At 46.4% G+C, this 21,580-nt stretch carries 20 protein-coding genes; 8 read left to right on the top strand and 12 right to left on the bottom strand.

The window, feature by feature from the left end:
* Positions 1 to 22: 22 nt before the first annotated feature.
* The 4 genes from M0413_RS18030 (at position 23) to M0413_RS18045 (ending at position 6,958) form a co-directional block, all read left to right on the top strand.
* Positions 23 to 3,265 carry an efflux RND transporter permease subunit gene (locus M0413_RS18030; protein WP_249555132.1) on the top strand — a complete coding sequence of 1,081 codons (3,243 nt, stop codon included), beginning with the start codon at positions 23 to 25 and terminating at the stop codon, positions 3,263 to 3,265.
* 41 nt (positions 3,266 to 3,306) lie between these two features.
* A complete protein-coding gene (locus M0413_RS18035; protein ID WP_037428231.1) occupies positions 3,307 to 3,519 on the top strand; it encodes a YgaP family membrane protein in 213 nt (70 codons plus the stop codon).
* Positions 3,520 to 3,544: 25 nt separating this feature from the next.
* Complete coding sequence (locus tag M0413_RS18040; RefSeq protein WP_037428230.1) at positions 3,545 to 3,943, top strand: rhodanese-like domain-containing protein; 399 nt, start codon at positions 3,545 to 3,547, stop codon at positions 3,941 to 3,943.
* A gap of 585 nt (positions 3,944 to 4,528) precedes the next feature.
* Complete coding sequence (locus tag M0413_RS18045) at positions 4,529 to 6,958, top strand: S8 family serine peptidase (RefSeq protein ID WP_249555134.1); 2,430 nt, start codon at positions 4,529 to 4,531, stop codon at positions 6,956 to 6,958.
* Between the two features lie 44 nt (positions 6,959 to 7,002).
* On the opposite strand, the gene M0413_RS18050 is transcribed toward M0413_RS18045, so the two are convergent.
* The 9 genes from M0413_RS18050 to M0413_RS18090 all read right to left on the bottom strand — a co-directional run bounded on the left by M0413_RS18050 (position 7,003) and on the right by M0413_RS18090 (position 15,228).
* On the bottom strand, positions 7,003 to 7,548 hold the full coding sequence (locus M0413_RS18050) for a YaeQ family protein (protein ID WP_037420235.1): 546 nt from the start codon (positions 7,546 to 7,548) through the stop codon (positions 7,003 to 7,005).
* 85 nt (positions 7,549 to 7,633) lie between these two features.
* Positions 7,634 to 8,545, bottom strand: a complete 912-nt coding sequence (locus M0413_RS18055; protein WP_144345063.1) for a precorrin-2 dehydrogenase/sirohydrochlorin ferrochelatase family protein — start codon at positions 8,543 to 8,545, stop codon at positions 7,634 to 7,636.
* A 322-nt stretch (positions 8,546 to 8,867) separates the two neighbouring features.
* A complete protein-coding gene (locus M0413_RS18060) occupies positions 8,868 to 9,185 on the bottom strand; it encodes a putative signal transducing protein (RefSeq protein ID WP_249555137.1) in 318 nt (105 codons plus the stop codon).
* A 261-nt stretch (positions 9,186 to 9,446) separates the two neighbouring features.
* Entirely contained in the window at positions 9,447 to 10,394 is a 948-nt protein-coding gene (gene secF, locus M0413_RS18065; protein WP_249555139.1) for a protein translocase subunit SecF, read from the bottom strand.
* Between the two features lie 12 nt (positions 10,395 to 10,406).
* The gene (secD, locus tag M0413_RS18070; protein WP_249555141.1) at positions 10,407 to 12,257 is read right to left on the bottom strand and encodes a protein translocase subunit SecD; all 1,851 of its coding nucleotides are present in this window, start codon (positions 12,255 to 12,257) and stop codon (positions 10,407 to 10,409) included.
* A gap of 17 nt (positions 12,258 to 12,274) precedes the next feature.
* Positions 12,275 to 12,607, bottom strand: a complete 333-nt coding sequence (gene yajC, locus M0413_RS18075; RefSeq protein ID WP_037428220.1) for a preprotein translocase subunit YajC — start codon at positions 12,605 to 12,607, stop codon at positions 12,275 to 12,277.
* Positions 12,608 to 12,633: 26 nt separating this feature from the next.
* A complete protein-coding gene (gene tgt, locus M0413_RS18080) occupies positions 12,634 to 13,758 on the bottom strand; it encodes a tRNA guanosine(34) transglycosylase Tgt (protein ID WP_011622165.1) in 1,125 nt (374 codons plus the stop codon).
* A 161-nt stretch (positions 13,759 to 13,919) separates the two neighbouring features.
* Positions 13,920 to 14,957, bottom strand: a complete 1,038-nt coding sequence (queA, locus tag M0413_RS18085) for a tRNA preQ1(34) S-adenosylmethionine ribosyltransferase-isomerase QueA (RefSeq protein WP_037420251.1) — start codon at positions 14,955 to 14,957, stop codon at positions 13,920 to 13,922.
* 64 nt (positions 14,958 to 15,021) lie between these two features.
* Entirely contained in the window at positions 15,022 to 15,228 is a 207-nt protein-coding gene (locus M0413_RS18090) for a hypothetical protein (protein WP_037420254.1), read from the bottom strand.
* Between the two features lie 188 nt (positions 15,229 to 15,416).
* On the opposite strand from M0413_RS18090, the gene M0413_RS18095 reads away from it, so the two are divergent.
* The 3 genes from M0413_RS18095 to M0413_RS18105 all read left to right on the top strand — a co-directional run bounded on the left by M0413_RS18095 (position 15,417) and on the right by M0413_RS18105 (position 17,356).
* Complete coding sequence (locus M0413_RS18095) at positions 15,417 to 16,031, top strand: acyl carrier protein phosphodiesterase (RefSeq protein WP_249555144.1); 615 nt, start codon at positions 15,417 to 15,419, stop codon at positions 16,029 to 16,031.
* Positions 16,032 to 16,050: 19 nt separating this feature from the next.
* Complete coding sequence (locus M0413_RS18100; protein ID WP_413739508.1) at positions 16,051 to 16,605, top strand: protein disulfide oxidoreductase; 555 nt, start codon at positions 16,051 to 16,053, stop codon at positions 16,603 to 16,605.
* A gap of 79 nt (positions 16,606 to 16,684) precedes the next feature.
* The gene (locus M0413_RS18105) at positions 16,685 to 17,356 is read left to right on the top strand and encodes an RluA family pseudouridine synthase (protein WP_249555145.1); all 672 of its coding nucleotides are present in this window, start codon (positions 16,685 to 16,687) and stop codon (positions 17,354 to 17,356) included.
* A gap of 133 nt (positions 17,357 to 17,489) precedes the next feature.
* Here the strand turns inward: M0413_RS18105 and M0413_RS18110 are convergent, their stop codons facing one another.
* Entirely contained in the window at positions 17,490 to 17,924 is a 435-nt protein-coding gene (locus M0413_RS18110; protein WP_140906740.1) for a hypothetical protein, read from the bottom strand.
* Positions 17,925 to 18,260: 336 nt separating this feature from the next.
* Here M0413_RS18110 and M0413_RS18115 point away from each other — a divergent pair, with 336 nt between their 5' ends.
* The gene (locus M0413_RS18115; RefSeq protein WP_047537287.1) at positions 18,261 to 19,640 is read left to right on the top strand and encodes a Gfo/Idh/MocA family oxidoreductase; all 1,380 of its coding nucleotides are present in this window, start codon (positions 18,261 to 18,263) and stop codon (positions 19,638 to 19,640) included.
* A 65-nt stretch (positions 19,641 to 19,705) separates the two neighbouring features.
* On the opposite strand, the gene M0413_RS18120 is transcribed toward M0413_RS18115, so the two are convergent.
* Together M0413_RS18120 and sstT are read right to left on the bottom strand one after the other, a co-directional pair.
* Entirely contained in the window at positions 19,706 to 20,230 is a 525-nt protein-coding gene (locus M0413_RS18120) for a CIA30 family protein (protein WP_037428213.1), read from the bottom strand.
* A gap of 77 nt (positions 20,231 to 20,307) precedes the next feature.
* Positions 20,308 to 21,534, bottom strand: a complete 1,227-nt coding sequence (gene sstT / locus M0413_RS18125) for a serine/threonine transporter SstT (protein ID WP_037420273.1) — start codon at positions 21,532 to 21,534, stop codon at positions 20,308 to 20,310.
* Between the last annotated feature and the right edge of the window lie 46 nt (positions 21,535 to 21,580).

Below are 21,580 nucleotides of genomic sequence, written 5' to 3' on the forward strand. Positions count from 1 at the left end.
ATCAATTTGATGAGGTTGTTGAATGAAACACGCTAATGAATCTCCGATGACACTTGGTATTTCGGGTCGGATTGCGGCCGCCTTCCAAAACAGTGCCATCACACCGCTGCTGGCACTTTTAGGCTTATTGCTCGGCTTATTTGCTATTTTAGTGACCCCAAAGGAAGAAGAACCACAGATTGACGTTACCTTTGCCGATGTCTTTATCCCCTTTCCTGGCGCCACTCCGGTCGAAGTTGAAAACTTAGTCACCCTGCCCGCCGAGCAAGTGATCTCTGAAATCAAAGGGATAGACACGCTCTATTCTTTCTCCCAACCCGATGGCGCCATGATCATTGTGATCTTTAAAGTCGGCGTAACCCGCAATGATGCCATAGTGAGTCTCTACAACCAGATTTATTCCAATATGGATAAACTGCCGCAAGGGGCGGGAGTGGGTGAACCATTGATTAAACCACGCGGTATCGATGATGTGCCTATTGTTAGCCTGACCTTATGGTCCAAGGATAAACAGGTATCTGCCGAACAATTGACCCATGTTGCGCAAGGGTTAGAAACCGAAATCAAGCGTATCCCGGGCACGCGGGAGATATACACCGTCGGCCAACATGAAATAGTGGCCAATGTACGCATCGATCCCGCCAAAATGAATAGCTTTAATCTCACCTACGACAAGTTGAGACAAAGCCTAAATGACAATAATCACATCTCGATGCCTGCGTCTTTAGTACAAGGTAATCAAGAGATTAAGGTTCAGGCTGGGCAATTTTTACAAACAATAGACGATGTAAAACAGCTCGTTGTGAGTATTTCGCAGGATAAAAACGGCAGGCCTACCCCTGTTTATTTGGCCGATATCGCCGACATCAGTTTAAAGAGTGATATTCCCACTCAAAGCGTTTGGCACAGTGACAAGACAGATATTTACCCTGCGGTGACGATTGCCATAGGTAAGCAACCGGGGCAAAACGCTGTCGATATCGCCGATGCAACGATTGATCGCATTGCTAAGGTCAAGAATGTGTTGATCCCCAGCAATGTCGAAGTGACTGTTTCGCGCAACTATGGTGAGACAGCGGCGGATAAATCTAACACCCTTATTCTTAAGCTGATTTTTGCCACCAGCGCCGTTGTCGTATTGGTATTTTTAACCATGGGCGCACGCGAGTCCTTAGTGGTCGGTGTCGCCATTATTATCACCTTGGCGATCACTCTATTCGCCTCATGGGCGTGGGGATTTACCCTCAACCGAGTGTCACTCTTCGCGCTGATTTTCTCCATCGGGATCTTAGTCGACGATGCCATTGTGGTAGTGGAAAACATTCACAGGCATATGGCGCTGGGTAAAAAATCCTTTAGTGAACTCATCCCCGTTGCGGTGGATGAAGTCGGCGGCCCGACGATTCTCGCCACCTTTACGGTTATCGCCGCTCTGCTGCCCATGGCATTTGTGTCAGGACTAATGGGCCCATACATGAGCCCGATTCCCATCAACGCCAGTATGGGCATGCTGATCTCCCTTGTGGTTGCCTTTGTGGTCACGCCCTGGCTAAGCCGTAAGCTGCTCAAACACCATAGTGGCCCAGCGATCGAAACTGTCCACAGCGACGATGCCGTGATAAATGAAAGTAAAATGGTGCGCCTGTTTACCCGTCTAATTGGCCCCTTCCTATTAGGTAAAGGCGCCCGTAAAGCACGGATTGGACTCGCTGCGGGTGTATTTGTATTGATCGGTATCGCCGTGGCCTTGCCCATAGGTCAGCTCGTGGTGTTAAAGATGCTGCCCTTCGATAATAAGTCAGAGTTCCAAGTGATGGTGGACATGCCAGAAGGCACACCAGTGGAACAAACCCAGCGGGTACTTCAGGATTTAAGTCGTTACCTTGCCACTGTGCCTGAGGTGGAACATTTGCAGCTGTATGCTGGCACCAATGCGCCAATGAACTTTAACGGCTTAGTGCGTCACTATTTCCTGCGTAATAGCCAAGAACTAGGCGATATTCAGGTCAATTTAGTCGATAAAAAGCATCGCAAACGCGATAGCCATAGCATTGCACTCTCAGTGAGAGAGGAACTACAGCAAATAGGTGCGCCATATCAAGCCAATATAAAAGTGGTTGAAGTACCACCAGGCCCACCAGTCTGGTCGCCGATTGTGGCCGAAGTCTATGGCCCAAGCCCTGCGATTCGTGAACAAGCAGCTTATGATCTGCAGTCACTGTTCCGTGAGACTCAAGATGTGGTCGATATTGATATCTTCTTACCCGCAGCACAGCAAAAATGGCAGGTGATGATCGACCGCTCTAAAGCTAGCCTGATGGCGGTGCCCTATAGCAATATCGTTGATTTAATTGCGACCTCAGTGGGCGGTAAGGATGTAAGCTACTTGCATATTGCTCAGCAAAAACACCCCGTGCCTATCCGCCTGCAACTGCAAGAAGGGGCGAAAATCGATTTAGAACAAGTGCTAAACATGAAGTTACAAAGCCAAACTGGGCAATCCGTGCCCGTGTCTGAGCTGGTGACCATCAAGCGCGGTAAAATCGATGCCCCTATTATCCATAAGAATATGATCCCTATGGTGATGGTGGTTGCCGATATGGCAGGCCCGCTTGACAGTCCGCTCTATGGCATGTTTGACATGGCAGGCAAAATCAACGGCGACGGTGGCTTAGGTTTCGATCAGCATTATATCCACCAACCAACAGGCTTAGACTCAGTGGCCGTACTTTGGGACGGGGAATGGAAGATCACCTATGAAACTTTTAGAGATATGGGTATCGCCTATGCCGTGGGCATGATTGCAATTTACTTATTGGTCGTCGCCCAATTTAGATCCTATCTCGTGCCGCTTATCATTATGGCGCCCATCCCACTGACGGTGATTGGAGTGATGCCGGGCCATGCCCTGCTTGGTGCACAATTTACCGCTACCTCGATGATTGGCATGATTGCCTTAGCGGGGATTATTGTCCGTAACTCGATATTATTAGTGGATTTTATCAATCAGGAAACCGCCTCAGGTGTGCCCTTTGAGCGCGCAGTGATCCACTCGGGTGCGGTGCGAGCCAAACCGATTATGCTGACCGCTTTGGCGGCCATGATTGGCGCCCTGTTTATTTTGGATGATCCGATTTTCAATGGGCTTGCGATCAGTCTGATTTTCGGGATCTTTATCTCGACCTTACTGACCCTAATCGTGATCCCTGTGCTTTACTACGCGGCGATGAAAAATCGCATAAACTTAACTCAAACAGCTGATTAACCCACAATAAGCAGCCATCGTGCTGCCTCTAGGAGCAAGCTATGTCACTCGAACGCAGCATTATGGCCTTTGCCGGATTTATGGTGTTACTGTCTTTGGTATTAACCGCTTTTGTTCACCATAACTTTTTGTGGTTAACCGCCTTCGTAGGCGCTAACCTATTCCAAAGCGCTTTCACGGGTTTTTGCCCAGCGGCAATGGTATTACGCAAACTCGGCATCAAATCCGAAGCTGAAATCGCTAAACAACGTTAATGCAGATTTGCAAAGGAGAAAGTCAGTGTTTAACAAGTTACTGTTTGGCAGTAAAAAATTACTTGGAGTAGCCCTATTGAGTCTTTTGTCACTCTCCATAGTACCTCATGCAGCAAATGCGGCAGATCAACAGCCTCAAGTAGCATGGGAGAAAATCGCTGCTGGGGCCATGGTGCTTGATGTTCGCACCCCTGAGGAATTTGCCGCGGGCCATTTAGCCAATGCGGTTAATATTCCCTTTGAGCAAGTCGCCGCAGAATTCGCTAAACGCGGTATCGCCAAAGATGCGCCAGTGGTGTTGTATTGCCGCAGCGGTCGACGCAGCAGTATCGCGACCGAAGCCTTAGTCGCCGCGGGTTACACTCAAACCTATAACGGTGGCGGTTATCAGACCTTAGCCGACGCTCAGCCTAAAACAGAGTAACTTGCTGTTTCGATTCACGATGGAAAAGCGCCTGTTGGCGCTTTTTTATATTTCTGCCGAGATTCATGTATCTCACCCACCACTCACTAGTCGATTATCCTGTTGCGCTCATGCATAAAAGCCAATAAATTGGCAAATGCCAAACCACCGACACATTAACTCAATAAAATTGCATAATCAATCACTTGAATTAAACTCAACATCAAACGCTTAAAAATACTATAGATTTCTCATTTTTTAATTCCAAAAAATTATAACTTTAAATTTCAACAATATATACAATTACACTAACCCATTGTTCACTGTTAAAGCCGCTAAAATTCACTTTTACTTATTCACCTTTTCCACATAAATAAACATAAATAGTGCCGATACATTCGTTACAAGTTGTAACAATTGATTATTTATTCAATAAATTCGCTTATTACCTCAGGCAATTTTACCAACCGCCATACCATCAACATTTAATTTACAAATACTTACACGAAAGATAAATTCACTAACCGAGTAGCATCTGAGTCGTAGTTATTCTTTAAAAGCACAAAATAATAATGATTAACTCTAAATTTAACATGGAAGAAAAACATGACAATCAACCGAACCACTAAAATAGCCCTGAGTTTATCCAGCTTAGCTATTGCAATTTCAGCAAGTGTTCATGCTGCCCCCGACGCACCGGGTTTCAACGCAGCGATGCAAGCACAGACCTCTCCTTTGCCTAAGCGCTATATCGTTAAATTTAAAAATGCCGATGCCCCCGCTCTGATGTCTGTCGATAGCGCTCAAGTCAGCGACCAATTACCCACCACCATGAACTACCAGCCTCAAGTGGCTGAAATTAGCGCCCAGCACAGTGTGCTGAACAAGGCGCAAGCCAAAGAAATGAAGCGTATCGGCCGCAGTAACAGCTACTCGGTCAAGCTAGATAACAATGGCATTAAGGCATTAAGAGCCCGCGCCGATGTGGAATATGTGGAAGAAGACATGCCACGCCGCTTTTTAAGTGAAACAACGCCTTGGGGACAAACCTTTGTGGGTGCGACCCAATTAAGCGATAGCCAAGCGGGTAACCGCACCATCTGTATTATCGACTCAGGTTATGACCGTGGTCACAGCGACTTAAGCGGTAACAATGTCACAGGCACCAATAACTCCGGCACAGGTAATTGGTTTGAACCTGGCAATAACAATGCCCATGGTACCCACGTTGCTGGTACTATCGCGGCGATCGCCAACAACGACGGCGTGATTGGCGTGATGCCAAATCAAAATGCCAATATCCATGTGATTAAAGTATTTAATGAAGCTGGCTGGGGTTACTCATCTTCACTCGTATCCGCGGTCGATACCTGTGTTAATAATGGCGCCAATGTGGTCACCATGAGTTTAGGTGGCGCAGGCTCAAGCACAACCGAGCGCAATGCCTTAGCCGCCCACTACAATAACGGCGTACTCTTGATTGCAGCCGCGGGTAACGATGGTAACAATACCCATAGCTACCCCGCTTCGTACGATGCGGTAATGTCAGTAGCGTCTGTTGATAATCACAAAGACCACTCAGCCTTCTCGCAATACACCAACCAAGTCGAGATCTCGGGTCCTGGTGAAGCCATTCTCTCTACCGTTACACGCGGTGAAGGACGTTTAGCCGATATTACTATCGGTGGTCAGTCATACTTTAACTCCGGCGTTGTGCCACACAATCGCTTTACGCCATCAGGCACTAACTATGCGCCCAATCCATACAATGGCACGGCAACCGCAACCTTAGCCGAATGTACGGTTAGCGGCTCAACCTTCAACTGCGGCAATATGACCAACAAAGTCTGTCTAGTTGAGCGTGTGGGTAACCAAGGCACTTCTTATCCAGAAATCAATGCGGTAAAAGCCTGTAAGAATGCGGGCGCTAGCGCTGTTATCGTGTACAGTAACACCGCCTTACCTGGACTACAAAACCCCTTCTTGGTCGATGCTAACAGCGAAATCAACATGGTGTCAGTATCTGTTGACCGTGCAACCGGTCTAGCACTGCGTAACCAGTTAGGCGCAACCGTTACCGTAAGCAACCAAGGTAATAAAGACTACGAGTACTACAACGGTACATCGATGGCGACTCCACATGTTTCAGGCGTGGCAACCTTAGTGTGGAGCTATCACCCAGAATGTAGCGCTGCTCAGGTGCGTAATGCACTCAAGCAAACGGCTGAAGACTTAGGCACAGCTGGCCGTGATGATTACTATGGTTATGGTCTGGTCAATGCCGTTGCAGCGAAAACCTTCTTAGATGCGTCCTGTAATGGTCCTACGGATCCGGTTGACCCTACACCAACTGACAGCGTGTTAGTGAACGGTGTGCCAAAAACAGGTCTAAGCGGCGCCGCCAGTGAAGAACTGCATTTCTCTTTTGAAGTACCACAGGGTGCAACTAACTTAGGCTTTGTGATGAACGGTGGCACGGGTGATGCGGATCTGTACGTACAGTACGGCGCAGCGCCAACGACCTCAAACTACGATTGCCGTCCATACAAAGGTGGTAACAGTGAATCTTGCCCAATCAGCAACGTTCAATCTGGTACTTACTACGCGATGGTAAAAGGCTATTCAGCCTTTAGCGGTGTATCGTTAACCGCAAGCTACACAGCCCAAAGCGATGGTGGTACTCCTACCACGCCAGCAAGCTACACCAACACCGATAACTACAATATTCCTGATAACAAGACCACTGGTATCACGAGCCCAATCACAGTTACTCGCACGGGTAACTCAGGCACTGTGACTGCCGTGGTGAATATTGTTCACCCTTATATTGGTGACTTAAAAGTGCAATTGATCAGCCCAAGTGGTCAAACTTCAACATTGCACAATAGAACAGGTTCTGGCACTGACAATATCAACAAGAGCTACACAGTGGATATGACTGGCGTTGAGTCAAGCGGTGTGTGGAAACTTAAAGCAGTAGATAGCGGCCGTGGTGACGTAGGCTATATCGATAGCTGGGAATTGAAATTCCAATAATCACAGCGAATTAACACAAGAGCCTGCAATCGCAGGCTCTTTTATTATTGATAATCCTTAAGCATCTCTGGTTCGATAAGCAGACTATGCTCATTGTCAGATAGCCAGACTTGCCCTTCACTGATAGACGCTTGCAGCGACATAGTGCGGCTCACTAACGCCTCCATCGCCGTCACTGACTCTTCGGCAATATTCCATACTTTTAAATTTTTATAGCGCTCTAATGCTGCTTGATTCTGTTTCCACCAAATAGGAACACTACGTCCGCCGTAGGTAAACAGCTGCACCGCTTTCGCGCGGCCGCTCGCCTTACGCAGCCACTTCTCATCGGCTTGGCCAAACTCAATCCACAGGTTTACTTCCCCTGAGAGACTCTTATCCCACAGTTCGGGTTCGTCATCCACACACAATCCCTTAGTAAAGCTTAAGGTCTCGGAAGCATTGAGGATAAAAGCCAGCAAACGCACCATCATGCGACCATCGGTTTCCGAAGGATGCTGAGCTAACGTCAGTTGATGATCTTGATAATATCCCCGGTCCATATCAGCGATCTGAAGATTGACCTTAAACACGGTCGCTTTAAGCGCCATAGTACATCCTAAGCTTAATGATAAAAAATAACGGCGAGTCTACCTAAGACTCGCCGTCAGCTCAAACAAACTGCGATAAAGAAGACTAAATCGCACCGGGGCGTAAATGCTTCGCGACAGGAAAGTGGGCCTTTAGCTGATTAATTTTCTGAGTATCGGCAACAATCAGCATTCTTGTGCCCTGCTCATATTCGTGAGTTATTTCGCTCAGAGCGAGTAATCCGCCGCGGTTAGCATCACGGCGAACGAATTCTGATAATTCATCTGTTAAGGTCTCTTGGCTATAAATCCAGTCAAGGCGTTGCAGTAACGGCATGGCCGCCAGCGGCAATAACTCGACAGGCGTGGCCTCGTCCAATAGCAGGATTTCCCCGCGGCTGACGATATGGTTAAAGGCATTTTGATAATGCTCTAGCGTACGTGCATCAAACCTATCACCATTGGTATCGAAAAAACGTTCCCAAAATAATCGACGTGTCGCGGTTTTGGTGAGGCGTTGTTGTACTTCGAGACGTTTGTCGGCCACAAAGTCAAATAGCGGTTTCAAGGATTGCGGTAGACTGGTTTCTAATCTCGCTCGGATGGTACGGGCAAATACAGGCGCGGCCCCTGCGGTACTGATCGCCACAACAAGGCGCCCTCTATCCACGATGGACGGCGTAATAAAACGGCAAAAAGCGGGATTGTCCACGGCATTAACCCAAATGCCACGCTCAGTGGCTAAGGTCGCTAATTCACTATTGAGTTTATCGTTGGCCGTTGCGAGATAAATAAGATCGTAATTTTGAATATCAGCCTGCACGACTGATCGTTGTGACAATAATATCCGTCCCTTATCAGCATAGGCTTGCACCTCAGAATTTACCTCTGGCGCAATAACATGGATATTCGCTTCGGTACGCGTTAGCAAGGCAAGTTTACGACTCGCTACATCCCCTGCCCCAACAAGCAGCACATTCAGATTAACGGTATCAATAAATAACGGGAAATATTGCATCGTATAAGCCTAATAAATATTGAGTAAAAACAAACTTCAATTATTTTCATGCACAGGGTTAACATCTGTTTTGGTCTATATAAAAATCAAGGCTCTGATTATAAACAGCGTTAACTCAACATTATGAATAAGCGCATTATCTGACAGAATAATGCAGGCATATCTTATCGTACTAACTAAATGATAAGTCAGCGTAGATTAACACGATACTCAACAATAAATACTTAATAATATGAATAAGTTAGAAAATTTTTATCTAAATAAAAATATGCAATGATGGTCGGGAATATGGATCCCGACGATAGATGGATTGATGAGTAAATTAATTATGGCTCTCGCTACGCTCAGCACTACAATGCCAACACAATTCGAAGCTGCCCTCATTCATCTCATGGCACTGTACACATTGCCATTGGGGACTAACCACATCCAAGCCGCTTAATTGCGCTTGTGCGTTAGCCACCTGCGACTCTCGAACCCAAAGCTCAACATTGTGAAGATTGGCAGGTAACTCACCGACGCCACCCAACAAGGCCTCTCCACGTAACTCCACATGAATACCACAGGCTTCTAATAATCCCTTCCATGTATGGGCCTGTAATAGGTTTCCACCAGCAATTAATGTTTTACGTTCTTCCATGCGACTTCCTACTGCATTTATCTTTTAAAAATAGCGGCAGCCGACATGCTACAGTGAAATAACTGAGCCTGTCGAGTGCTGTTTTTTACGCCAGTTGTTAATCAATTTAACATTTACGTTTTACAGCATTAGTCACTATAAAGTTGTGAGTTTGATAGCAGATTATCGAAAGCGAGTAATCACGGCGAAAAAAATGCCACTTTAAAAGTGGCATTTTTATCAACAATATTGGTATCTAAAATAGATTAATTTGAGACCAATTTACGGCATCATCGGTGGTTGATCTGCACCTTCTTTCTCTATCTCAACTGGCATCATATGCTCACGGCAAATGCCGAGTTTGATCGCTAAGAAACTCGCCACATAGATAGAAGAGTAAGTACCAACGAAAATACCCAGTAACAGTGCGGTCGCAAAGCCATGGATCATGGTGCCGCCCTTAAGGAACAGCGCAACAACTGTCACCAGCGTCGTACCCGTCGTGATAATGGTACGGCTCATGGTTTGGGTAATTGAAACGTTCACGACTTCTTCAGGATCGCTCTTACGCATCTTGAGGAAGTTTTCACGGATACGGTCAAATACCACGATGGTATCATTCAGTGAGTAACCCACAACGGTTAACACACCAGCTAATACTGTTAGGTCAAACTCCAGTTGAAATACTGAAAACACCCCTAAGGTCACAATCACGTCATGGGCCAATGCCGCGACTGAACCCGCAGCTAAACGCCATTCGAAACGAAACGACACATAGATCATGATACAGATTAGTGCAACTAACACGGCTAAACCGCCCTGCTCAGCCAGTTCTTTACCCACCTGAGGACCGACGAATTCAACCCGTTTTTGTTGAACGCCTGCATCCACTTGCTGAGCAGCTGTCATCACAGATTTAACCTGAGCATCACTGCTCACGCCTTCTTTCACCGACAGACGAACTAACACGTCGCGACTTGAACCAAAGTTTTGCACAATCGCGCCATCTAATTCAGGCGATGACAGTTTTGTACGCAACACGTTCAAATCAACAGGTTTAGTGAACTCCATCTCAACCACAGTACCGCCAGTAAAGTCTAAGCCCCAGTTGATACCCTTAGTCGCCAGAGAAACAAGCGAACCCAATACCAAAATGGCCGACATAATACTGATAGGCAGCGCATGACGGAGGAAGTTAACCGTACGTTTTAAAGATAAAATTTCTAACATTATCGCTTCCCCTTAGATAGACAGCGTCTTCACGCGCTTACCGCCCCAAATCGCGTTAACGATTGCGCGGGTTCCCACGATAGCGGTAAACATTGATGTCGCAATACCGATCATCAGGGTCACTGCGAAGCCTTTGATCGCGCCCGTACCTACGGCGAACAGGATCAATGCTGTTAAGAAGGTAGTAATGTTAGCGTCGGCGATAGTAGAGAATGCGTTGCCGTAACCTTCGTGAATGGCCTGCTGCACGCTGCGACCAGCACGTAACTCTTCACGGATACGCTCGTAAATCAGTACGTTACCATCAACCGCCATACCCACAGTTAACACCATACCCGCAATACCTGGCAGGGTTAACACGGCGCCAGGGATCATAGACATCACCCCAACCACCATCACTAAGTTGGCCGTTAGGGCCAAGTTGGCGATAAAGCCAAAACTGCGGTAGTAAACCAACATGAAGATAAGCACGACTGCCATACCCCAGATCATGGCTTGCACACCGCTTTCGATGTTTTCCGCACCTAGGCTTGGACCAATGGTACGCTCTTCCACAATCGATACTGGCGCGATCAAAGCACCCGCACGTAGCAATAACGCGAGGTTTTGTGCTTCACCGTGGCTTAACCCAGTGATCACAAAGTTGCGGCCTAAACGTGCTTGAATCGTCGCTACTGAAATCACTTCTTGGATTTTCAGCATTTTGACGCTGCCATCGGCGTTACGTTCACCACTGTCTTTATATTCAATGAATAAGGTCGCCATCGGTTTACCGATATTGTCCTTAGTCACGTTAGAAAAAACGGTACCGCCTTTAGCGTCGAGGTTAATGCTTACCTGTGGACGGCTATATTGGTCAAAGCTGGGTTGTGCGCCAGTGATATGATCACCCGTTAGCATCACTTCCTTCTTCAGCACCACTTGACCGCCTTCACGGCGTTGATACACCTCAGAACCCGCGGGTATACGGCCAGATTGCGCCGCATTAGGGTCAGCCTTATCGTCCACCATATGGAATTCAATCGATGCGGTTGCACCTAAAATTTCCTTGGCGCGAGCGGTATCTTGTACACCAGGTAACTCAACGATAATACGCTCAGCACCTTGGCGTTGTACCACAGGTTCAGCTACCCCTAACTCGTTCACACGGTTACGGATAGTGGTAATGTTTTGCTGCAACGCTTCTTCTTTAATCTGCTTGAGATAGGTTTCGCTCATCACGGCTTGCAGGGCAAAATCTTCACCCTTGCTCACATCGGTGAACACCATATCGTTACTACGAGATTTTAGGAAACGTTCTGCACTGGCTAAACTTTCAGCATCACGGAATTTAATCTCGATACCTTGAGCATTATTGCGAATGCCCGCGTAACGGATTTTTTCTTCACGTAATTGTGAACGGAAATCAGCCACTTTGGCTTCTTCCATCTTACGAATGGCTTCGCCCATGTCCACTTCCATCAGGAAGTGCACACCACCACGAAGGTCCAAACCGAGTTTCATTGGGCTACCACCCATAGACTCGAGCCATTTAGGTGTTGCAGGGGCAAGGTTAAGTGCTACGGTAAACTTATCACCTAAGTCTTCGGCGATAGTTTCCTTGGTCAACAACTGTTGATCCGCGTTTTGTACGCGAACCAACAATTGGCCTTTTTCAAGCTCAGAACGCTTTACCGCAATGCCCTTACTGGCTAACAGCTCGTTCACTCTGGCTTGGGTAGATGCCGTGACTTCAGCACCTCGAGTCGCCACTACTTGCACCGCATGATCTTCACCGAACAGGTTAGGTACGGCATAGAAACAACCTATGGCGATGATAAGCACCACCATAATGTTCTTCCACATTGGGTATTTATTTAACACGCCTGAGCCCTCTTGGCTTACAACGACTGGATAGAGCCCTTAGGCAATACAGCTGCAATGTAATCTTTTTTAATTGTAATTTGAGTCGTGTCGTTCAAGCTCAGTAACACGTAGTCATTGTCATCGCTGATCTTTGCAATCTTGCCTAAAATGCCGCCGCTGGTCAGCACTTCATCACCTTTTCCAAGTGATGACATCAGGTTTTTGTGCTCTTTAACACGCTTAGATTGCGGACGGAAAATCATGAAATAGAAAATCAGGCCGAAAATCACCAGCATGAAAATCAATTCCATAGTGCCACCACTCTGTGGAGTGCCAGCAGCATTTGCATATGCATTTGAAATGAACATAGTTTTCTCTTCTTATTAGCAAAAAATCAATCGACTAACTCTGGTACTTCGCGACCTTGACTGGTATAGAAGTCCTTCACAAAGGCGTCTAATGTACCCGTCTCAATCGCACCGCGCAAACCTTCCATTAACATTTGATAGTATCTCAAGTTGTGAATGGTGTTTAAACGCGCACCCAGAATCTCATTACAACGATCTAAATGGTAAAGGTATGCCCGTGAATAGTTTTTACAGGTATAACAATCACACTTAGGATCGAGCGGTGAAGTGTCATCACGATGACGCGCGTTGCGGATCTTGATGACACCTTCACTGGTAAACAGATGGCCGTTGCGGGCGTTACGGGTTGGCATCACACAGTCAAACATGTCGATACCACGACGCACACCTTCAACTAAATCCTCTGGCTTACCGACCCCCATCAGATAGCGCGGCTTGTCAGCAGGAATTTGTGGACAGACATGCTCAAGAATGCGGTGCATGTCTTCCTTAGGCTCACCTACGGCCAAACCACCGACGGCATAACCGTCGAAACCAATTTCGACTAAGCCTTTTAAGCTCTCGTCGCGTAAATCTTCATAAACACTGCCTTGGATAATCCCAAATAATGAATTGGGGTTTTCCAGGCGGTCAAACTCGTCGCGTGAACGCTTAGCCCAACGCAGTGACATCTGCATTGACTTGCGCGCTTCATCTTCGGTTGCTGGATACGGAGTACATTCGTCAAAAATCATTACCACATCACTGCCCAATGCATGTTGAATTTGCATTGACTTTTCAGGATCTAAGAAGATTTTCTCGCCGTTAATTGGCGAGCGGAAATGCACACCTTCTTCAGTAATCTTACGAATGTCACCCAAACTGAACACTTGGAAACCGCCCGAATCGGTCAGAATAGGACGCTGCCAATTCATAAAATCGTGAAGGTCACCATGCTTACGCATGATTTCTTCGCCAGGGCGTAACCACAGGTGGAAAGTGTTACCGAGCAGAATATCGGCGCCAGTAGCACGCACTTCTTCTGGCGTCATCCCTTTTACCGTACCGTAAGTCCCTACAGGCATAAATGCTGGGGTTTCCACTGTACCACGTTCAAAAATCAAGCGACCACGGCGCGCACGGCCGTCGGTAGTGTCAAGTTCAAATTTCATCATTCACCTCGCCAGATAAACAGTCTGACTACATTTTTAATGGCAAGCGCCATTTTGATTAACAATAGAGATAGGGACAGTTCAAAAAGGTTCAACCTTTGGCTGAAAAAAATACCCGCCCAAACTCAATGTGGGCGGCTATTTTAAAACAAAATCTTGGTCTAGTGAGCTTTTTTCGTCACAAACATGGCATCGCCATAGCTAAAGAAGCGATATTTTTGCGTGATTGCGTGTTGATACGCCGCCATAACATGATCAAAACCGGCAAAGGCACTAACCAACATGATGAGCGTCGATTCCGGCAGGTGAAAGTTAGTGATCATGGCATCGACGATTTGGAACTGATACCCAGGGTAGATAAAGATATCGGTATCGCCGCTAAAAGCGGTTAACTCACCTTCACTTGCACGGGCCGCACTCTCCAGTGAACGTACAGACGTCGTGCCCACAGCAACCACACGCTTGCCTGCCGCTTTCGTTTGGGCAATTAAATCCACCACATCCTGCGGCACATTGGCCCACTCGGAATGCATTTTGTGCTCGAGCACATTATCGACGCGCACAGGTTGGAAGGTGCCGGCACCGACATGCAGAGTCACAAAGGCGATATTTACGCCCTTGGCTTTTAATGCCTCAAGCATGACATCATCAAAGTGTAGACCCGCCGTAGGCGCGGCAACCGCACCGGGGTTCTGGTTATACACGGTTTGATAGCGCTCTTTATCGGCATCCTCATCGGGACGGTCAATATAAGGTGGCAATGGCATATGCCCTACTGCTTCGAGCACTTCTAAAATTGTGAGATCGGATAAGAGTTCGAGTTCAAATAAGGCGTCATGGCGAGCAGCCATCTTCATCTCATAACCGCCGTCGAGATGAATAATGCTATCTACTTTCGGGGATTTAGAGCTGCGCACATGGGCGAGGATACGTTTATCATCGAGCATACGCTCAACTAAAATCTCGAGTTTGCCACCACTGGCCTTTTGGCCAAATAAACGTGCAGGGATCACCCGGGTATTGTTAAATACCATTAAATCGCCGGGATTAATCATCTCCAGCAGATCGGTAAACTGTTTATCGGCGAGCGTGCCAGTATTGCCATCTAAGGTTAACAGACGTGACGCCGTACGTTGCGCCATGGGATAACGAGCGATAAGTTCGTCGGGAAGATCGAAAGAAAAGTCTGTTACGCGCATGCAAAGGCCTCTAGATAGCTTAGAACGGCGGCTAGTCTATGGTTAGAGGCCAATAAGATCAAGATTACTTGTTCACGATATCCATATCGGTCACTGCATCCTGCTCATTGAGCGTATTTGAGCTCAATGCGTCATCTACATCATATTTAGCCCGAGTGCGGGCAAAATGATCGATGCTGAAACTATGTTGCTCATAGGGAATATCAACCAGCATTTTTTTACGTTTGGGACGCTCGTCTTTACCAAGCATTTTGATGAACCAGTTCCACATCGTCCATGATCCTTAACAGGTTAGTTGATTAGCGCATTTTCTGTCTTTAGCATCAGCATTTACACTCCTGTTAGAAATGCTGAATCTAGCACTACCTTACAAAAGCACACGATTTTTGCCTATTTGCACTTTCCTCAGCGCGCCTGCCCATGATAACGTGAACCAACGCGATTAACCAAGCACAAAAAATGAACATTCTTACACACTTACATCTGGCTGATATCAGTAAAACCCACCTTGGTGCCAATCTAGCAGGCAATTTTATTACCGCGTCGATAGACCATGCCCCACAAGCACTACGCCAAGGACTGTGGTTAAACCATGAAATCAATCAGCTCTGCGCGACCCATGAGTTGACTCAAGAACTCATCGCATTGTTTCCTAAAAAGTTAACAAGTATAGCAGCAGATTTGATGTTCATCAGTTTCGATTATTATTTAGCCTTCTATTGGGAAGAATATCATCATCTGTCACTGCCTGATTTTAGCCAAAAAGCCTATAGCGAATTGGCAGAATTTGCCGCGCAAAGCGATGTGTATCACCCTCAGCCATGCCTAGACATTATCGCCGATATGCGCCGTCAAGATTGGTTAAACGGCTACGCCACACCTAAGGGCATTCAACAGGCATTAACCCAAAGGGCCAAAGGTCATCCCCACAGTGCCTTATTTAACGGCGCGGATAAAATTTTAGCCCAAATGCAGATTGAGACAGAAACCGCCTTTCGCACCTTCTACCCCCAGTTGATGGCCTATACCCGTATTTGGAGCCGTAAAACTCCGAGTGACTATTTACCCGAATAATCCCGAGGAGACCATCTCAGTGATAAGAGCAAGCTCAAGGGAGCAATCACCTCATCCAAAGGGATGGAAACAAAAACTGCAAAGCCCTAGATTTTGGCTAAAGCAACTTAGGGACGTCGCCATTATGGCGCTACTACTCTATGGGGTAAGCCTCTATTTACAACGGGATATGGTCACAGGCCAAGCGCCAGTATTAAGCGGTATTACCATTGATGGCGGCAAGTTTGCACTTAATACAGCCCAAACTGAGCCAACATTAGTCTATTTCTGGGGAACCTGGTGCCCAGTATGCCGCGTAACATCGCCGATGGTTGAGACCATCAGCCAAAATCATCGGGTGATTTCAGTCGCCGTTGCTTCAGGTAGTGATAGCGAGATTCAAACCTTTATGGATGAACATCAATATCACTTTCCGGTACTTAATGATGATAGTGGAACGCAAAGTGCTCTCTGGGGCGCGATGGCATTTCCGGCCATTTATGTTATCGATACGCAAGGAAATATTCGTTACGTTACCTCAGGAGTAACGTCTACCTGGGGGATGAAGTTTAGATTATGGTTAGCGCAGTTTTAATGCCCCATGACATTGTTGAGAATATACTGCTTAGTAACTGATATTTTGCTAGTATGGCCGCGCAAAAGATGAGGATAAGATGCAGATATTTGATTACCAGCCCCCTTCAGTCCCTTGGTTAGATCTTCGCTATCAAGATAGAGATGTGATCGTTATTAATAAACCTTCGGGCTTATTGTCCAACCCCGGCAGAGCCGCACATACCTTCGATTGTGCCCTCACTCGGCTGCAACGTCTTTATCCTGAAACGATTCTGGTGCACAGACTCGACTGCGCCACCTCAGGAATTATGGTTTTTGCGCGCAATAAAAAAGCCGAATCCCACTTAAAAACCCAGTTTCAAGATCGACAAAGTGAGAAAGTGTATATTGCCGAGGTCATGGGACTGGTCGAGCTGGATGCAGGTATGATTGATTTCGCTATCGCCCCCGATCCCGAGCACCCACCCTATCAAAAGACGCAAGTGGCGGGGACGGCTGACGCGAAAAGTGCTCTTACCCATTACCGAGTGCTCGAAAGACGCGAAAACAGCACCTTAGTGGAATTAACCCCAGAAACGGGCCGAACCCACCAGCTTAGGGTACATATGCTCGCCCTTGGGCATCCCATTTTAGGGGATGAATTTTATGGTAATGCTGAGGTGATCAAGGCCAGACCGAGACTGTGTCTCCATGCCCAAAGCTTGAGCTTTACCCATCCGTATTCGGGTAAAAGGATGCATTTTTACAGTCAGCATTCTTTCAATGAATAATCGGCAAAAATACAAGAGGTCGCGTTAAGCGACCTCTGTTTTAACCAAACCTGACCATCCCGCTACACAGGGATAAGCTTGAGAGGGAATATTATTCGCCCAACTCAGTTGCCATTAAAAAATCACAACCGTTTTAAGCAACGCGCTGATTAAAATCAATATCCACAACTAATTTATCTACTTGAAAATAACTACCCTGTTCGTTGCAAAATTGCAGTTGCATATTAGGCGTTACCATAAAATACTCACCGAAGAAATTACCGCCCACATCTTCTACTTTTTTGCCCTGTGGCGTATCAGTTAAATTGACTTCATCTAAGCTATGGCAGCCATCACTGAACCAAGTTTCTAAATAATATTTATCTGCTTCTTTATAGAGGGTAATTTTGTCACCTAGCAGTGGACGCTCATCTAACCAACGACCAATAATTTCACGATTTTGCATATCTGTCTCCCGCCAATGTAGGCGACGGCGTTTTTCAATCCCAGACATCCTGATATCCTTATGCAATACCCAATCACCTAAAGTGAACGTCAGTTGTGGTAGTACATTAAGCATAGAACCCATTTACCGCTTTACTCCCCCGAGTCGCAAATTACGTCAAACTCATCAAAAAATGTAATTTTTTGGTTAAATTTAATTTGCTAAACATTTAAAAACTAAAAGATAATTTAGCTTGATTAATTAATGGGCAGTGTAGCTTAATTAGAAAATAAAAACGCGATCTTTATCACTATTTACCTATCGCTAAAGTAAAGATAAATAACCTGTTGTAATACGGTTTATTTAATTACGTATGACTGAGCTTGTTACATCTTTTAATGTCCACTTACAGTGAGATTCTGATATAACAAGATGGATTAAAATCGCCCTACAAATAAACAACAATAAAGCAGGAAGCCTATGCACAATATTCATCGCCGCCATTTTCTGAAAGCCGCAGGCGCCGTCACTGCCGGCCTTGTTACGGCCAATATTGCCCTCGACGCTACCGCCAGTAACGTTGCCCCGAAACCCAGTCGTGGGAAATCAGTTATTGGACTCATTGCCCCTAAAATGGAGGTGGTTAGAGTTGGTTTTATCGGTGTGGGAGAGCGTGGATTTAGCCATGTCGAACAGTTTTGTCACTTAGACGGCGTGGAGCTAAAAGCCATTTGCGATACACACCAAGCGGTTATTGATAGAGCGGTTGAGCATATCGTTAAACAAAAACGGCCAAAACCTGCGATCTATACCGGCAATGATCTGAGCTATCGCGAGCTATTAAACCGTGATGACATTGATATTGTGATTATTTCCACTCCGTGGGAATGGCATGCTCCAATGGCTATCGACACTATGGAAAGTGGTAAACACGCCTTTGTTGAAGTACCACTCGCCCTCACAGTCGAAGAGTGCTGGCAAATCATCGATACCGCCGAGCGTACCCAGAAAAACTGCATGATGATGGAAAACGTCAATTACGGCCGTGAAGAACTGATGGTGCTTAACATGGTGCGCCAAGGCTTATTTGGCGAATTACTCCACGGCGAAGCCGCTTATATCCATGAACTGCGCTGGCAAATGAAAGAAATTGACCATAAAACCGGCTCATGGCGCACTTATTGGCATACTAAACGCAATGGTAATTTATATCCCACTCACGGTTTAGGGCCTATTTCCCAGTATATGAATATCAACCGTGGTGACAGATTCGATTACCTGACCTCCATGAGTTCGCCTGCTTTAGGTCGTGCTTTATATGCTAAGCGAGAATTTCCCGCCGATCATGAACGTAATCAGCTCAAATACATTAATGGCGATATGAGCACTAGCCTGATTAAAACCGTGAAAGGCAGAACCATTATGGTTCAACACGATACCACCACCCCAAGACCCTACAGTCGCCATAATCTAATTCAAGGCACTAACGGTGTGTTTGCTGGCTTCCCTAATCGTATCGCAATCGAAAATGGGGGTTTTGGTCAGAGTTACCACGAGTGGGATATGGACATGCAAAAGTGGTATGACAAATACGATCACCCACTGTGGCAACGTATTGGTAAAGAAGCCGAAATCAACGGCGGTCACGGCGGCATGGATTTTGTGATGCTTTGGCGAATGATCTATTGCCTACGTAACGGCGAGGCACTCGATCAGGATGTCTATGATGGTGCGGCTTGGTCTGTGGTCAATATTTTAAGTGAGCAATCACTCAATAACCGCAGTAACTCAGTAAACTTCCCCGACTTTACCCGCGGCGCATGGGAACATGCTAAGCCCCTAGGGATAGTGGGAGCCTAAATCGCGCTGAGTTGAACATTTCGCAGTAGATTAAGGGGACAAGCATTAGCTTATCCCCTTATGACTCAATAACAGCCTATTGATTTAATTTTTAATGCAAAATCACCACTTTGCTGCGCACCAATCACTAGCCCAATACTTGTGAGACGGCTCAAATCAATCTCAGCACGCTCAATCGGCTTGCCACGGCACTGGGGATGAAACGCCGTAAAGGGGATTTCAATACGTTGCCAGTGAATAATACTGCCACCATTAACGCCAAAAGACTGATGCTTAGCATCGGGCATCGGTGCTTGATAAACCGTACTCTGCGGCGTGTCGGCATCTTTGAGATTCACTTTGTAGTGCTTACTTCTATCACGGTCGAGTTCGAGATAAATCCCAGTGAATTCACTCACATTTTTGGGTTCAAACTCACAGCGCACCGAGGCAAACCCGCCACCATTGGCGAGTGACACATGGCCGCTAAACATCCCATAGCCTAACGGAGAGATGGTGAGCTTACTGCGTGACAAACCGCCCATCACAGTATCATTAACGCCATACCAAGACTTTGCGGCATTTAACTCTTTAAAATCGAAAAGAATCATAACTACTCCCATAAAAAAAGCAGCCACCGAAGTGACTGCTCCTATGATACTTTCTTCTACACTAACAACAGCACACTTTATCCAAGTTTAGCTTTGTTTTCAGCGGCTTCACAAGCAGCAGCGGTAAAAATCACGTCCGTAGAGCTATTCAGTGCCGTTTCGGCTGCATCTTGGATCACGCCGATAATAAAACCAACAGCAACCACTTGCATCGCCACATCGTTAGAAATGCCAAACAAGCTACAAGCAAGCGGAATAAGCAATAACGAACCACCCGCCACACCAGATGCACCACAGGCAGAAATCGCAGCTACCACGCTAAGCAGCAAGGCAGTCAGCAGATCAACTTGAATCCCCAAAGTATGTGCCGCAGCTAAAGTCAGTACGGTAATCGTAATCGCAGCGCCGCCCATATTGATGGTTGCCCCTAACGGAATAGAGACTGAATAAGTATCTTCGTGCAGATTTAACTTTTCACACAATGCCATATTCACTGGAATATTGGCCGCACTTGAGCGGGTGAAAAATGCCGTCACACCACTCTCACGCAGACAGCGGATCACAAGTGGATAGGGATTACGTTTGATTTTAACGTAAACAATCAGCGGGTTAATAATTAAGGCGATAATAGCCATTGCACCGAGCAATACAGCTAATAACTGAGCGTAGCCCGCAATTGCCGCAAAACCGGTTTCAGCAAATGTGGCAGCAACTAGACCGAAAATACCAATAGGCGCTAACCGAATGATAAAATGCACCATTTGCGAAATACCATGGCTCACATCCGCAAACACTTGTTTGGTTGAATCACTCGAATGATGTAAGGCTAAGCCAAGACCCACGCCCCAAGCCAAAATACCAATATAGTTCCCCGTCATCAGGGCATTCACGGGATTATCAACCAGTTTAAACAACAGGGTGTTAATCACCTCGCCAATTCCCTGTGGCGGACTGGTGCCTTCAACACCCGCAACTAACACCAGATTAGTCGGGAACATCATACTTAAAATCACTGCGGTTAATGCCGCAGCAAAGGTACCCAATAAGTACAACACCACGATTGGGCGCATATTCGTTTGAGTATTTTTCTTTTGATTCGCAATGGAGGATGCCACGAGAATAAAGACTAGAATAGGCGCTATCGCTTTTAATGCACCAACAAATAAACTACCTAAAAAAGCGACTTGCTTGGCCCATTCATGTGAAAAACTGGCTAAAGCGACACCAGCGATAATCCCGACGAGAATTTGCAGCACCAAACTGCTATTAGCCAACTTGGCTAAAAAAGATGATTCTTGTTTCATTACTTAACCTATCGTTATTATATTTCGGCTGAGTTTCCCCATCCCA

The sequence above is a fragment of the Shewanella sp. 8A genome (assembly GCF_023475945.1).
Classification (GTDB): domain Bacteria; phylum Pseudomonadota; class Gammaproteobacteria; order Enterobacterales; family Shewanellaceae; genus Shewanella; species Shewanella xiamenensis.